This is a genomic window from Roseofilum reptotaenium CS-1145 (genome assembly GCF_028330985.1).
In the GTDB taxonomy this organism is placed as follows: domain Bacteria; phylum Cyanobacteriota; class Cyanobacteriia; order Cyanobacteriales; family Desertifilaceae; genus Roseofilum; species Roseofilum reptotaenium.
The window spans coordinates 65,879-79,991 of the sequence record NZ_JAQMUE010000112.1 but is presented as its reverse complement, the minus strand read 5'-3'; the positions used below and the strand labels follow the sequence as shown (position 1 = coordinate 79,991).

General features: G+C 45.2%; 12 protein-coding genes. 4 read left to right on the top strand and 8 right to left on the bottom strand.

Annotated features, from left to right (window positions below; all coding sequences use genetic code 11):
* Positions 1-14: 14 nt before the first annotated feature.
* The gene (locus PN466_RS25050) at positions 15-1,361 is read right to left on the bottom strand and encodes a GTP-binding protein (protein WP_271945307.1); all 1,347 of its coding nucleotides are present in this window, start codon (positions 1,359-1,361) and stop codon (positions 15-17) included.
* A 224-nt stretch (positions 1,362-1,585) separates the two neighbouring features.
* On the opposite strand from PN466_RS25050, the gene PN466_RS26105 reads away from it, so the two are divergent.
* Positions 1,586-5,077, top strand: coding sequence for an ATP-binding protein (locus PN466_RS26105; RefSeq protein WP_271945303.1), 3,492 nt, complete (start codon positions 1,586-1,588; stop codon positions 5,075-5,077).
* Between the two features lie 6 nt (positions 5,078-5,083).
* On the opposite strand, the gene PN466_RS25040 is transcribed toward PN466_RS26105, so the two are convergent.
* Positions 5,084-5,491 carry a type II toxin-antitoxin system VapC family toxin gene (locus tag PN466_RS25040; RefSeq protein WP_271945300.1) on the bottom strand — a complete coding sequence of 136 codons (408 nt, stop codon included), beginning with the start codon at positions 5,489-5,491 and terminating at the stop codon, positions 5,084-5,086.
* 3 nt (positions 5,492-5,494) lie between these two features.
* The gene (locus tag PN466_RS25035) at positions 5,495-5,791 is read right to left on the bottom strand and encodes a hypothetical protein (protein WP_271945297.1); all 297 of its coding nucleotides are present in this window, start codon (positions 5,789-5,791) and stop codon (positions 5,495-5,497) included.
* Between the two features lie 146 nt (positions 5,792-5,937).
* Here PN466_RS25035 and ccsB point away from each other — a divergent pair, with 146 nt between their 5' ends.
* Both ccsB and tilS read left to right on the top strand, forming a co-directional pair.
* Positions 5,938-6,978 carry a c-type cytochrome biogenesis protein CcsB gene (ccsB, locus tag PN466_RS25030; RefSeq protein ID WP_271945293.1) on the top strand — a complete coding sequence of 347 codons (1,041 nt, stop codon included), beginning with the start codon at positions 5,938-5,940 and terminating at the stop codon, positions 6,976-6,978.
* Entirely contained in the window at positions 6,962-7,948 is a 987-nt protein-coding gene (gene tilS / locus PN466_RS25025) for a tRNA lysidine(34) synthetase TilS (RefSeq protein ID WP_271945291.1), read from the top strand. Before ccsB ends, tilS begins: the two co-directional genes overlap by 17 nt.
* Positions 7,949-7,996: 48 nt before the next feature.
* On the opposite strand, the gene PN466_RS25020 is transcribed toward tilS, so the two are convergent.
* The 5 genes from PN466_RS25020 to PN466_RS25000 all read right to left on the bottom strand — a co-directional run bounded on the left by PN466_RS25020 (position 7,997) and on the right by PN466_RS25000 (position 13,503).
* Positions 7,997-8,338 (bottom strand): putative toxin-antitoxin system toxin component, PIN family, encoded by a 342-nt coding sequence (locus PN466_RS25020; protein WP_271945289.1) that lies wholly within the window; start codon positions 8,336-8,338, stop codon positions 7,997-7,999.
* Positions 8,338-8,577: a hypothetical protein gene (locus PN466_RS25015; protein ID WP_271945286.1), complete on the bottom strand. Its 240-nt coding sequence runs from the start codon at positions 8,575-8,577 to the stop codon at positions 8,338-8,340. The genes PN466_RS25020 and PN466_RS25015 overlap by 1 nt, the downstream gene beginning before the upstream one ends.
* Before the next feature lie 174 nt (positions 8,578-8,751).
* On the bottom strand, positions 8,752-9,375 hold the full coding sequence (locus PN466_RS25010; RefSeq protein WP_271945284.1) for a helix-turn-helix domain-containing protein: 624 nt from the start codon (positions 9,373-9,375) through the stop codon (positions 8,752-8,754).
* 166 nt (positions 9,376-9,541) lie between these two features.
* Positions 9,542-12,502, bottom strand: coding sequence for a calcium-translocating P-type ATPase, PMCA-type (locus PN466_RS25005; protein ID WP_271945281.1), 2,961 nt, complete (start codon positions 12,500-12,502; stop codon positions 9,542-9,544).
* Between the two features lie 422 nt (positions 12,503-12,924).
* Positions 12,925-13,503: a DUF2808 domain-containing protein gene (locus PN466_RS25000; RefSeq protein WP_271945278.1), complete on the bottom strand. Its 579-nt coding sequence runs from the start codon at positions 13,501-13,503 to the stop codon at positions 12,925-12,927.
* A 220-nt stretch (positions 13,504-13,723) separates the two neighbouring features.
* Between PN466_RS25000 and PN466_RS24995 the strand changes: the two genes are divergently transcribed.
* Complete coding sequence (locus PN466_RS24995) at positions 13,724-14,023, top strand: 30S ribosomal protein PSRP-3 (RefSeq protein WP_271945277.1); 300 nt, start codon at positions 13,724-13,726, stop codon at positions 14,021-14,023.
* Positions 14,024-14,113 lie beyond the last annotated feature (90 nt).

Here is a 14,113-nt window from a genome sequence, read left to right as displayed (position 1 = left end):
GGAGTTTATTCCTCCTACAGGTTTAACGAAGACTCGATTTCCTGGCGCAGGCGGTAGAGGATGGCTTGAGAGTCAAGTTCTTGTAAAATTTGCTGGATGACACTGCTGGGACCTAAGTTACCCCAGGTACAGCCTTGTTGGAGATAAACGCGGGTAATTTGTCCGACTTGATACGCACCATAACCGGAGATCGCCCCTTGGAGAATCGCTCCAGGAATCCAAGCCGTTAAACCGGCAGTTTCTCCAGTTGCACCGGCAACAGTAGCAGCAGTTTTACCAATTCCCAGGAGGATGGTTACCACCTCTCCTAACACTAACCCTCCAGAACTTAAGAACATGGTTCTCCAGAGTTTTCGAGCTTCATGTCGGTTCAGAGGTAAGCCATATAAGCGACTGAGGGCACGAATCAGCGTTAAATCGGCGATCGCCCCCCCTGGAATGTCTAACAGGGCGATCGGATTAACAGCAATAGCTAAGGCTTTGGAGCGGGTATACTGCCAAATCAGAGCTTCTGCCTGTTGATGATGAACCTCTAAAGTTTTTTGGGCAATTCTAACTTCTGCTGCTTGGGTTTGCACTAACGCATTAAGAGCAAGGAGCGATCGCCCTTCACGATTGAGTACCTGCAAAATTTTTCCCCGCAATTCCTCAATTTGCGGTGCAGGATATTCCCATTCATACCGCACTTCACCATCCGATAATTCCACTCGCACTTGTCTAGGCATCGGTTCGGCAGCCACCCGTACCATTTCCTGAGTCGTTAGCAGTTGTTTTAACTCTTGGGGTTGCCCCAATTGTTGCAGGTTTCGACTAATTGCTTCTAAGTCCGGATCGGGATATAAATCGACTTTATTAAAAACTAAAATTAACGGTTTATGGGTATGGGCTAAAAACAGCAGGGCATCATATTCTGTTTGGGTAATATCTCCCGCCACCACAAACAGAATTAAATCCGCTTGTTGGGCTACTTCCCTGGCCATATCTGCCCGCACTTCTCCCCCGATTTCATCAAGTCCAGGTGTATCGATTAACTCGATTTGTACTTTACTTTGCCCCTGGGGTATCCAGCGCACCGATCGCGGCCATTGCGTCACCCCATGAATGGGCCCGGTGGGCAGAATTTTTTGACCGACTAATCCATTCAAAACCGCAGATTTTCCCCGACTGACCAACCCAAATGCAGCAATCCGAATCACATTTTGATCGAGTTTTTCCAGGTTAGCATTGAGTATTTTCAGTTCCGGTTGAATGGCCACAGTAGCACTCTGACGCAGCAAGGGGCTATACTGGGCCAGCGATCGTCGAATACTAGCACGAGCTAGGTTGAGATGATTTTCTTGACGGTTTGATCGGCTACTCAAGGGATCTAGTGGCTCTCTTAATCATATAGTAATTTTACCATAATTATGACAGAATAGATAGAACAATTGAAAAGGAATAACTTACTTAATCTGAACCTATTTTTTTAGGTGATGGAGCCAGGGCAGTAATATCCTTAAAACCCAATGATTGCGCCCTAAGTCATCTAGCTCGTTCTGGATGTCACAACCTTGATCAAAATGTTGCTTAGGGAAAAGAGTTGATCGTGAAGTATATTTCTACAATATTACCTCGAAAAATATCTCTAAAAGTCGTTTTAATTGTTCCCTGCTTTCTCCAGTTAGTTACTATCGTTGGACTGGTTCAATATTTTGGTTATAATACCAGTCGATCATCGGTTGATAATTTAGCCTATCGATTATTAGATAATACTTCGAGGGAAATTATAGAAAAAGTTAATTTGTATATCAAAATCCCTCAAGAATCCCTGAAAATGAATAAAACAACTCTTAAAAGAGGGGACTTTGACTTAAATAACATTGACTCCTTACAGCCTTATTTTTGGCACCAATTTCGTCTGTCTCTTTTTTTAAGATCTATTCGGTTTTCCGACGAGACTGGGCAAGAGATTAGCTATGGAAAGTTGGACAGTGAAGAATTGGTTAAAAAGGCGCAAAATTTAACCGATGAACCTTTACATAAAGGGATGTTATACTGGGCGCAAACAAACATATCTGACCCAGGGAAACGAGACTACTATACAGTCGATAGTATAGGGAAGCCTCAGCGCAAAATTTATCAGTTCCCAGTCAATAACCAGGATTTAAATTGGTATCGTTATGCTCAAAATGCCCCAAAACAGAGTTGGTCTCCCGTTTTCTTCTATCAAATTATTCCCAGTTTAGGGTTGTATGCAATTGCCCCTATTCGGGATCGAAACGGACACTTTCAGGGTGTCTTTTCCTCAGATTTGCCGCTATCAGCATTGAGTACATTTTTGAGCGAGTTAAACTTCTCTAAATCGGGTCAAAATTTTATTTTAGAGCGTTCCGGAAAGTTGATCGCCACATCGACCTTAGAAACTCCGTTCATTAAGTCAGAGAAAGGGGAACTCCAACGGTTAAAAGCAACTGAAAGCGAAAATAAACGAACCCAAGCGATCGCCTTAGCGCTTCAAGAGTATTTTGGTACGTTGAATACTGTCCAAGAAACTCGAACCTTAGACCTCAAAATCAAGGAGCAAAGCGAGTTTGTGCGAATTACTCCCTACCAAGATGAATATGGACTCGATTGGTTGATTGTTGTTTCGATTCCAGAATCCGATTTTGCGGCTGAAATTAATGCCAATCAAAAAAGCACCTTAAAATTATCGGCGATCGCCCTAATCGTTGTCCTAGGAACTGGAACCTTAACTGCACGGATTATTGCCACTCCAATTAAGCGCCTCAGCCAAGAGAGTATAGCCTTAGCCCAACGATGCTGGGAACCCTCTATGGGCAAGGAAAGTGCGATCGCCGAAATTTCCCTTTTATCTGATTCGTTCCATCGGACTGCCGAGCAACTTCAAAACGCTCTAGAAGAATCTGAAGAAAAATTTGCCACTATTTTCCGTACTAGCCCCGATCCAATTGCTATTGCTAATCTTCCCGAAGGACGGATTATAGAAGCCAATAATCGAGAGATTGACTTCCTAGAATACTCTCGTGAGGAAGTGATCGGTCATACTACGGTAGAATTGCAACTTTGGGCAAATCTGGGCGATCGAGAACGATTTCTAGAGATGCTACAATCGCAAGGAAGCGTTTCTAATCTAGAAGTGCCACTACGAGTCAAATCCGGCGCGATTAAAATTGCACTCGTTTCGGCTGAATTATGCCACATACAAGACCAAAACTATGTCCTCGTCGTCACCAAGGATATTACTGAGCGCAAACAACTTGAATTATCTATCCAAGCCTCAGAACAAAAACTCAAAAGAATTTTTAATAGCGTCAGTGCTGCCATTACTTACTTACAAGTCTATCCGGATGGCACCTGGAAAATCAATGAAGTCTCTGAAGGCAGTCACATCATCTCTGGCTATCATCCTGGCGAATTAATGGATCCTTTTTTTTGGGTTTCCCATATCTATCCCGATGATTGGCAACCGATTGAAGAGCAAGTTTTGGCCAATATTTTTGCTGGGGAAATCGGAGCCTATGAGTATCGGATTTATGATAAAACTGGCAAGACTCGATGGATTTCCCAAACCAGTAGTTCTACGTGGGATGAAGAGCAACAGTGCTGGAATGTAACCTTCATTTCCTTAGATATCAGCGATCGCAAACAGCTAGAACTCGAACTGCAACAAGCCAAAGAAGCCGCCGAATCCGCCAATCAAGCCAAAAGTACCTTTTTAGCCAATATGAGCCACGAACTTCGCACTCCCCTGAACGCAATTCTTGGCTATCCGCAGCTTTTAATCGAGAGTCCCAGCCTGTCTCAGCGCGATCGCGAATTTGTACAAATCATTCAAGACAGTGGAGAATATTTACTCAGCTTAATCAATCAAGTCCTCGATATTTCCAAAATTGAAGCCGGTTATATCACATTTGAGCCTCAAAACTTCAAACTAGAAACTCTACTCGAAAATCTTGAAGTGATGTTCGTACCGAAAGTGAATAAAAAAGGACTAGTTTTGGAAATTAATAGGCAATCGGATATTCCTGAAATTCTGAATACTGATGAAATTAAACTGCAACAAGTTTTGGTTAATTTACTCAATAATGCCATTAAATTCACTTCTCAAGGTTCCGTAACTCTCAGCATCCAACTCTCAACCGGCGATCGCCTCCGTCTACAATTTCAAGTGAGCGATACTGGGGTGGGTATTGCCCCAGAAGAAATCCAGGATCTTTTTCAGTCTTTTGTTCAAACTCAAAGTGGTATAAATAGTCAAGAAGGAACAGGGCTGGGGTTAGTCATTAGCCAAAAAATTGTCAATTTACTCGGAGGTCAATTAACAGTAGACAGTGACCTAGGAAAAGGTACAACTTTTAAGTTCGATATTCCCATTGCCCAAGAATCGAGCATTTGTAACTTGAAATCAAGCCATGGCTATAAGTCAGTTAGGCTTGCACCTAAGCAACATCAGTATCGAATTTTGGTAGTTGATGACAATCAAATTAATCGTCAACTCTTGGTAAATATGTTAAACAATTGGGGCTTTGAAATCGCAGAAGCAACCGATGGGGAACAAGCAATTCTGCAATGGAAAACGTGGCAACCCGATCTGATTTTTATGGATATGAGAATGCCCAAACTGAATGGTGAACAAGCCACTCAAGTCATCCGTCAACAACAAAGTCCAGATAACCCAGTTGTGATTATTGCCGTAACCGCTAGTGCATTGGCAGAAAACCGCAGCCAAATTCTAAGTATCGGCTGTAATGATTTTATTGGTAAACCCTTTAAGACCGATCGCATTATTAACAGTCTAAAAAAACATCTTCATGTTGAATTTGTCGAAACCTCTACGTCTGACCAATCTACCTCTGTCATTCCCTCATTCACTGTGGAGCAATTACGCCATCTGCCCCAAGCCTGGCGTAAAAACTTCCAACAAGCTGTCCTGAATGGAGATCCAGACTATATGTTACAGCTCATTATTGAACTGGAAGACTACGATGAGAGTCTGGCTAAATCCATAGAGGCTCTGGCAGATGCTTGTGAGTTTGAAGAGTTATTTGAACTTGTCGATCAAATTGATAAAATTTAGGATTGCTTAACTTAGCCAAGTCTCCAAGCTTAACCCCTTAATCCGTCTCAAATCCTCATCCCGTGATACCACCGTTAACCCCTTGACTATACCCGTCGCTGCGATCAAGATATCCTCAGTTTGGATCATCAGCCCACGGCGCTGCAAATCGGCATGGATCGCCGCTGCCTGCTCAAAGATTTCCATATCATCCAACGTAACGATTGGCACAATTTTCATAAAAGCCTCAAACTTTCTCATTTGTCCTGCCGCATTTTTGACTAGCAAACCTCGTCGAATTTCAAAGTAAGTCACCCCACACATCAACAGGTTTTGTTTTTGCGCTCGATACAAACCAAAATTCTGAATGATGATGGCATCTTGACGCATGATGAGGGAAACGATATTGGTATCTAACAGATAGCCGATTGTCATTGATTACCTTCCCTCAATTGCGTCAATTAGCTCATCTAATTCCTGTGGACTCATATCCTTACCTGCTGTTGCCCACAAATGCATTGCCATGATACTATTGCAGCGATCGCGCAAATCCTCATCGGAGATCGCCGCAAATGTCTCTAACAAATGATTCTCTGCAACCGTTTGGAAAATGGTCTCTACCATCTCCTCCGCCAGTAAATCTTGCCGATAAAGCTCCTCCTGCACCATCAAATCATCAACAACATCTGCAATCCTTTGGCGTACTTGTTCGCGATTTACTGTTACCACAGACATTCGCATTCCCTCCTGTATTTTCAACGTCTTAACTCCTTACATTTTATATCTAGTCTGAATAATCAGTTATGCTATGTCGAAGTTTGCATGTTTCCGATAGGATCTAAAAGAAGAGAACACTTTAAAGTTGGGAGAAATAGAACATAATGGATCTGGTTGCGCTCCAGAATAGCTTGGATAATCTAAGCTTTGCCGTCCTTTTAGTGACGATGTTACTCTATTGGTCAGGGATGGCCTTTCCAAAAATCCCCTATTTAGCTGCTTTGGGAACCGCAGGGATGGCGATCGCCAATCTCTCTATTGCTTCCTTACTTGGCGCTCGTTGGATCGAAGCAGGATACTTTCCCCTCAGTAACCTCTACGAATCCCTATTTTTCATTGTTTGGGGACTCACCGCCACCCATCTGTTGGCTGAATATCTGAGCCGTTCCCGGTGGGTGGGTGCAGTGACTTCACCCGTTGCTATGGGGATTACCGCCTTTGCTGCCCTCTCTTTACCAGATACGATGCAGGTGGCTGAACCCCTTGTACCTGCACTTCAGTCCAATTGGCTGATGATGCATGTGAGTGTCATGCTTCTGAGCTATGCCTGTTTGATGGTGGGTTCCCTGTTGGCGATCGCCTTTTTAATCGTCACGCGGGGCCAAGCCGTGAGCCTTGCGGGTAGCTCCTACGGCAATGGCAACCGTCGCCAAACACCTCTGAATCAGATGGAAACCATCTCCGATCTACCTGCTGTTCAGTTCAGCAGCAATGGCAGTGCGATCGCCGAGCGCAGTCAAGGGGTTACCACTCTAGAGCGGATCGCCCTCGAAACCACCCCCACCAGTTCACCGAGCGGAGTCGAGGTGTGGTCACCAGAAACCCTGAGTCTTGCCCAAGTTTTGGACAATATCAGCTACCGGATGATCGGACTGGGCTTTCCCCTACTCACCATTGGCATTATTGCCGGAGGAGTTTGGGCGAATGAAGCTTGGGGATCGTACTGGAGTTGGGACCCGAAAGAAACCTGGGCCTTGATTACCTGGCTGGTGTTCGCTGCCTATCTCCATGCTCGCATTACCAAAGGCTGGCAAGGTCGCCGTCCCGCCATTCTTGCGGCTGCCGGTTTCTGTGTCGTCTGGGTGTGCTACATGGGTGTTAATCTATTGGGCAAAGGGTTGCATTCCTATGGCTGGTTCTTCTAAACCAGATTGGAGCGACTTACACGCCAAGTTCCAGAGTACATTGCGATCGCGCCCCCAACTGCTTCCCCCCCAGGAGTCGTTGTTGGTAGCCGTTTCGGGAGGTCAAGATTCGGTTTGCCTCCTGAAACTACTCCTGGACTTGCAACCCAACTGGAGATGGCACTTAGCTGTTGCCCACTGCGACCATCAAATGCGCCCGGATTCTGCAACCAATGCCCAGCATGTCTCAGAGGTGACTGGACATTGGAACCTCTCGTTTTATCAAAAAACCGCAGAACAGCCCCTTCAAGGGGAAGCTGCTGCCCGCTCCTGGCGTTATCATGCCTTGATAGCACTAGCCGAAACCCATGGGTTTTCCAGGATTGTGACGGGTCATACCAAGAGCGATCGCGCCGAGACCCTGTTACATAACCTGATTCGCGGTAGTGGACTCGATGGACTTGCGGCTCTGACGTGGCAGCGTCCCCTGACAGAAAACGTGCAACTGGTACGTCCGATGCTGGAGATTGGGCGATCGCAAACCACCCAATTTTGCCAACACTTCCACCTCCCCATCTGGGAAGATAGCACCAATCAAGAGACCCGCTACACCCGTAACCAGATCAGATTGCACCTCATCCCTGCCCTAGAAGCCATTAACCCCCAAGTCCAAACCCATCTCGCCACCACTGCTGAACTCCTAGATGCCGATGTTGAGTATCTCGAATCCATAGCGAAAACTCTTTATACCCAAGTCTCGCAACCCAACTTACCCCAACTCAACCGCCAACTTCTCGCAGACGCACCCCTATCCCTACAACGGCGTGTCATCCGCCAATTTCTGATACAATGGCTACCTCATGCCCCCAACTTTGCCCAAGTTGAAAAAGTTACCCATCTAATCGCCGCGCCCAACCGCTCCCAAACCGATCCCTTTCCCGGTGGAAGGATTGCCTGTGTCCATCATCCCTGGATTGAATTGAAATTGTAGTTTTGGCTCATTATCAAGAATTAACAATGATGTTCGATACGTTCATATTCATCTAAGCTTATCTCCTGTAACAATATGGCTGACATTACCCATCACAGCACACTCTACAACCCTATCATCATCTGGGTCTGCTGGTATGGTTTTGAGCGTTCGAGAAATTCTCACCAGGTTTGAAAAAGATAGAACTTCATCTACTGCTGCTTTTGCCATTTCCTCAGAAAATTTGCATTTCAACAACAACTTTTCCCTAAACTCATCCAAAATTCCTTGACAAGTGACAGATTTAATTTTCCCAGTTTTTGCTAGAGCTAGATATTGAAACGGATAACTGGTTGTAGAGAGAAGTGCAGAGATTAAAATATTAGTATCAAAAACAGCGATATATGACATCAGTTTTCGTGTAAAATGCCATCAAAAAAGTGATCTCTTTCATCTTCTGTCATCAAATCCCAATCAAAACCGCGCTCTTGAGCAAGTAACCTAACTTTCTTAACACCGTAAGCAGATAAAGATTCCCACTTTCCCCATTGCTGTATCAGTAAGAATTGAAGCAGTTTCAGTTGTTGTTGATGGGGTAACTGTTTAACCAGATCGATCGCTTGTTCGTTACTGAGATTGAGTTGCGGCATGGTTTACTTGGCAGGGGCTTAACTCCTTGATTATAGACTATAGCGCTTCGCGCTAGGGAAGAGGGAATAAGGTCGAAGAATGGGATCGCCCCTAGCTATAACTTTGATATCGAACAAGCTATCCATGCCGTTTTCCAATATTTGTAAACACTATAGCGCCCAGCGTTATAATCTTTAATCGATCGCGACTTCTGCTCGAAATAGCAGCTTTTGCTGATAGAGATATCCTGGCATCACCACGGTCACTAAGCTTCCTGGCTCGGCTATTCCCTGGGTGAGTTGATGCCATTGGGGGTCATAGGGAATGCGATCGCCAACTGCTCCTATTGTTTCTAACCCCCAACTTTGCACGAGATACTCAACGGGTTTGACCAGTTTCACCAAATTACTGGGTTTGATATTGGCTTGCTGTTCCACTTTAGCCACGGCGATCGGCCAATAGCGCAACCAAGATTCTAACTGGTCTAAACTTTCTCGCTGAAAACCTTCTTTTAACTCTTGATGTTGTTCTTTGAATTGTAGTTGAAGGCGATCGTATTCTTGCCGCAATTCAGTTACTGGATCGGGCAATTGTCCAAGAGCGGATAACAATTCTGGCGCACCAATGTGTAGCGCTGTCGCTAATTGCCGCAACGTACTCATTTTCAAATCGTCTATTTTACCTTGACGGATGCGCCGCAATTGTTTTATCGATACTCCTGAACTTTGACTCAAGGCTGTCCAAGAGTTTAAACCCACCTTTTCCATCAAAGGTTGAAGAACAGAATTCAAGGGAAATTTTTCGTCTACTTCAGTCATGTATTGCTTCGCACGGTAATGGGTAATGGGGGGATGGGGAGATAGGAGGATAGGGGGATCTTACAATTGAATGATTTTCTCCGATTGTGCATCCATAGACCCTAAGATAGGCCTGAATTCTATAAAATTATCCCTTCTCCGCGTCCCCGTTTCTCCGTGTCATCCCCTAACTTTGTGCCATTTGGCTACGGATACGAGCCAATAATCGTCCAAGTTCTCCTACCCAAAGAATAATGGAGGTTCCGCCCCAAATTACTAACCAATCCTGGAGATGGAGGGGAACCGTTCTAAAGAAACCATCACCCCATTGAACAATGATAATTTGTCCAAACAGGATTACCGCAGAAATGATTAAAAAGCCAGGATTATCGGGTAGGTTTTTGAAGACGGAATCTTTTAAGCCAAAGCATTTGGCATTAAATAAATTCCACCAGTTGACCATGACAAAGGTGGTAAAGAAGAGGGAGAGTTCATAGGGGTCAACCATTCCATCTTGCTGAATATAAAGGAGAAAGGCGACAAAAAAGATCAGGAATACAAAGGCCACCGATAAGAGTTGTTTAGCCATTGATAGCGTGATGATAAAGGCTTTCGGATTACGAGGAGGATGGCGCATGACCATCGGGTTGGGGGGATCGGTGGCTAAAGCGAGAGCTGCAAAGGTATCCATAATCAGGTTGACCCATAACAGTTGGGTGACAGTTAAGGGTAAATTGATGTTGATAAAGGGGCCGAGTAGGGCAATGCCACAGGCAGCCACATTAATGGTGAGCTGAAACAGGATAAATTTTTGAATGTTTTGATAGAGCGATCGCCCCCACATGACAGCATTTTCGATACTCTTAAAGGAGTGATCCAGGATAATAATATCACTGGCTTCTTTGGCTACTGAGGTACTTTCTTGACCCATGGCTAATCCCACTTGCGCTTGATTAAGGGCGGGTGCGTCGTTAGTTCCATCTCCGGTAACCGCGATGACTTCGCCATTTTCTTGTAAAAGTTTTACCAATCGTTGTTTATCCGCAGGACGGGCACGAGAGAGGACTTTTAAGTCCCGAACAGCCCTTCGCGCTTGCTCGTCGTCAAGTTGAGCAAAGTCTTGACCCGTTAAAAAGCATTCTGGGCCATCCTCATCGGTAACTAACCCAATTTGACGAGCAATATATTTGGAGGTGTTGGGATTATCGCCAGTGACAATTTTAACGCCAACCTGGGCCCGTTGACAGGTTTTAATCGCTCTGGGTACATCGGGGCGAATCGGGTCAGCAATAGCCACAAAGCCTAACCAAATCATGGGTTGGCTCATGAGGCGTTCAATCTCAATTTCCGCTTCAGGATAGGGGAGAGTTAAGTTATCCCGATAGGCAAATCCTAACAGCCTCATACCATGGGCTTCGTAGGTTTGCATAGTTTGGGCGATCGCGCTATGGCTGGGAATCGGTTGCACTCCTTTTTCGGTCAGAATATGACTACATTGGGCTAACACAATTTCTGGCGCGCCTTTAATGTGAATAATGGGACGAGAAGGCTCCGCATCACTGGCACGATGGCGAGAATAACCCAAGGTGGCCATATATTTCCGTTCTGGGGAAAAAGTTAACTGGTTTAAAGTGCGAAAACTTTCCCGTTCTTGTTCATAGTTATGCTGCTGATCGTCTAACCATAAGAGCAGCGCTCCTTCAGTAGGATCGCCAATCGGTATAACCTCTTCTTGGCCTAAATTGAGGTTGCAACTGCGCTGTAAATTGGCGGTACTATTAATGGCGATCGCCTCAGCCATCAGATCTAAGTCTCCTCCAAAACAAGCCTCACTCACTTGCATCTTATTCAGAGTCAAGGTTCCCGTCTTATCGGAACAGATCACCGTAGTTGCCCCAATCGTCTCGCACGCTTGCATTTGGCGCACCAGGGCATTTTGCCGGGTCATGCGTCGCATACTATAAGCCAGACTCAAAACCACACTTAAGGGTAAGCCTTCGGGAACCGCCACTACAATCACCGCTACAGCAATCATAAAATAGGTCAGTAGGGACGTGGCCGCTTCTGCGGTGATCCAAGTTTGCGCTGTTGGCGGAACCCAGTTAAACAGCCAACCGATACCCAATCCCCCCGCTAGCACCAATACTCCGATGGCCAAACTTTTGAGCCATGCAAATAAACCCTCATCTTCTAACCATTCTGGGGATTTCATCTGGGGTTTAATCAAGCTCAATCCTTGATAGACAATGGGTAACCAAACCTTAGTTAAGGCGATCGTCACGCTTAGAATAACTAAACTGGTCACATACCACTGTTGGCCACTGAGATTAAATTCATCTGCCAAAATACCCCGCACAATTAAGGCCGAATCAATTAAAACAGCAATTAACAACCCACAAACCCCAATCAACTGACTCAGGCGATCGAGTTGTTGATTCAGGGGCGTTTTTTCCTCTGTTGGCCCAGCAGCCGCCCGTGCAGTGCGTCCAATTTCTGTTTGATCGCCGATGGCAATTACCTCCAGAATGCCATGGCCATCTACCACAATGGTTCCTCGCATCACCTGATCTGGAGGATAGGCTGTAGAACTAACCGTCACTTTCTCTAACTGCTTAGAGGTCACCTTAGTCACGGGTAGAGTTTCTCCAGTCAAGCTAGACTCATTAATCTGAAACGATACTGCACCAATGACTAAACCATCAGCCGGGACTTCATCCCCGGCTTCAAGTAAGACCACATCTCCAACTACAATCTCCTTTTTGGGGACTTTACTAAAAATGCTATTGCGGACTACAGTTATGGGGACTTCATCATTGACTTGGTTGAGAATATTAAATTCTTGGGTTGCCTTAAACTCATTGATAAACGAAACTGTAGTCGCTAAAAAAATCGCGATCAGAATCCCCAGACCTTCCAAATATTCTCCATCGACAAAGCCAATGGTCATGGCCAACAGTGCCGCCACAATTAGAATCCGAATAATAGGGTCTTCATACTTTTCTAGATAAAGTTTCCACCAAGGCGTTGGTTCTGGTGGGGTGAGGAGGTTGAGTCCATACCGTTGGCGACTCGCTTCAACTTCTGTCGCTGTTAGCCCCCACAGGTGTTTTGACTCTTCCAGGTGAGGTTGATGTTTTTGAATGGTCATTTGCCGTTTATATTATACAAGGGTTGAAGTTGGGTTTTAAAGACGTGGGGTATATACAGATTCTCTCTTCTATGAAGTACAGCTTGAAGCCTCAGACTCTCAGCCATATAAGCTATTACCTATTGCTAGAGTGCGAAGCGCTATATCAAGCTGCTCCATATTCTTCCATCATGATTGAATTTTGACGAAAATGCATCTGTTATCCTCAATCATTAAAGAAATGTTAACAAAAGGCTAGGTCAACCATCGCTTGAGTAGAGTGCGTTAATGATGCACCCTACTTGTGGAGAGAGTTAACCGGGATTAAAAATAGGGGAGTTGATAGACTCACGAAGCTAAAGCCACCGTGAGTCTTGACTGTTCACTGTGACTAGCAGCATGACATGAGAGAACTAGAAAAGCGGTTCTAGAAGAACGGGGTTTTAAATCCAAGGGGTTCGATAAAAATGGAGGCGGCCAAATCCAAGAAAGGCTTTTTGGGGTTTTTCTCCGTGGGGAAAGGCGGTTACGCCAAATAGATATACGCCGGTTACATTGGGATTTCTCACGGGATACAATCCAACAGTAAATATTGTTCCAGGGGGGATGGGTTCCTCTAAAGTGAGGGTAAGAGTCCGCTCGGCGATCGCCACCTCTTCTAGGCTAAACGATCTACCCCGATTCCGGCGATCTCCGGCAAAAACCCTTGTCCGTTGAGCCTCATACCGAGGGACATCAAACCCTTGAGTTTGGGTAATTTCTAGCGTCTTGAGGGGTTCACTGGCATCTTCAGGGAGTTCGATAGTGAAGTAATAGGCGGCACTCCAAGCGCGAATAGTATTATTGGTGGTGGTAACAGAGATTAACCGAGGTAATCCCGCAAAAGCTGTAATTCCATCTCGTAGAGTAACCGCATAAATGGGTGAGGATAAAGGAATGGCTAGAATAGGAGAGCCAACGGTCAATGCCAAAAGGGAAAACGGCAACACCAATGGTTTATAACCCTGTATCCAATTACCCATTACCTTTACCTCATTGATAGTATGCTTTTTGTCAATGGTGAGAATATGCCCACTTTGGGGACATCGTAGACGCAAAGCGGCTTCTCGAAGCGTTATGCCCCTACCTCCACACCGCCCTCATCCCGTTTTAGTTGATTTTACCCTAGCTCAACAGAACAGCTCAAAGTGCGATATAATAAACTACTACATTTATTGAACCAATCTAGCGTTGGAGGTTTGATTGTCAAAATTTCAATTAAAAGTTCTCTGGTTAGAGGATAACGTTGCTATTACCGTCGATCAAGTGGTAGGAAAAGGCTTGAGTCCATTGACTTGCTACTTTTTCTGGCCCCGTAATGACGCTTGGCAACAACTCAAAGATCAACTCGAAGAGAAACACTGGATTGATGAGCCTGATCGAGTTGGACTCCTCAACCAAGCAACGGAAGTGATTAATTACTGGCAAGAGGAAGGTCAAAAACGACCGATGTCAGAAGCTCAAGCCAAATTCCCAGAAGTTGTCTTTACCGGTAGCAGTTGAACCCTGCTGGTAATGGGGAATGGGTTAGACCTTTTCCCTTAAAGTCCGCTTTTTTTTTCGGCTGTTACCTTGGGGGGGCAAACGCTTAGA

Coding starts and splice junctions, on each gene's coding strand:
- PN466_RS25040 (WP_271945300.1), bottom strand. CDS start 5,491: ATGACAATCGGCTATCTGTTAGATACCAATATCGTTTCCCTCATCATG.
- PN466_RS25035 (WP_271945297.1), bottom strand. CDS start 5,791: ATGTCTGTGGTAACAGTAAATCGCGAACAAGTACGCCAAAGGATTGCA.
- ccsB (WP_271945293.1), top strand. CDS start 5,938: ATGGATCTGGTTGCGCTCCAGAATAGCTTGGATAATCTAAGCTTTGCC.
- tilS (WP_271945291.1), top strand. CDS start 6,962: ATGGCTGGTTCTTCTAAACCAGATTGGAGCGACTTACACGCCAAGTTC.
- PN466_RS25020 (WP_271945289.1), bottom strand. CDS start 8,338: ATGTCATATATCGCTGTTTTTGATACTAATATTTTAATCTCTGCACTT.
- PN466_RS25015 (WP_271945286.1), bottom strand. CDS start 8,577: ATGCCGCAACTCAATCTCAGTAACGAACAAGCGATCGATCTGGTTAAA.
- PN466_RS25010 (WP_271945284.1), bottom strand. CDS start 9,375: ATGACTGAAGTAGACGAAAAATTTCCCTTGAATTCTGTTCTTCAACCT.
- PN466_RS25005 (WP_271945281.1), bottom strand. CDS start 12,502: ATGACCATTCAAAAACATCAACCTCACCTGGAAGAGTCAAAACACCTG.
- PN466_RS25000 (WP_271945278.1), bottom strand. CDS start 13,503: ATGGGTAATTGGATACAGGGTTATAAACCATTGGTGTTGCCGTTTTCC.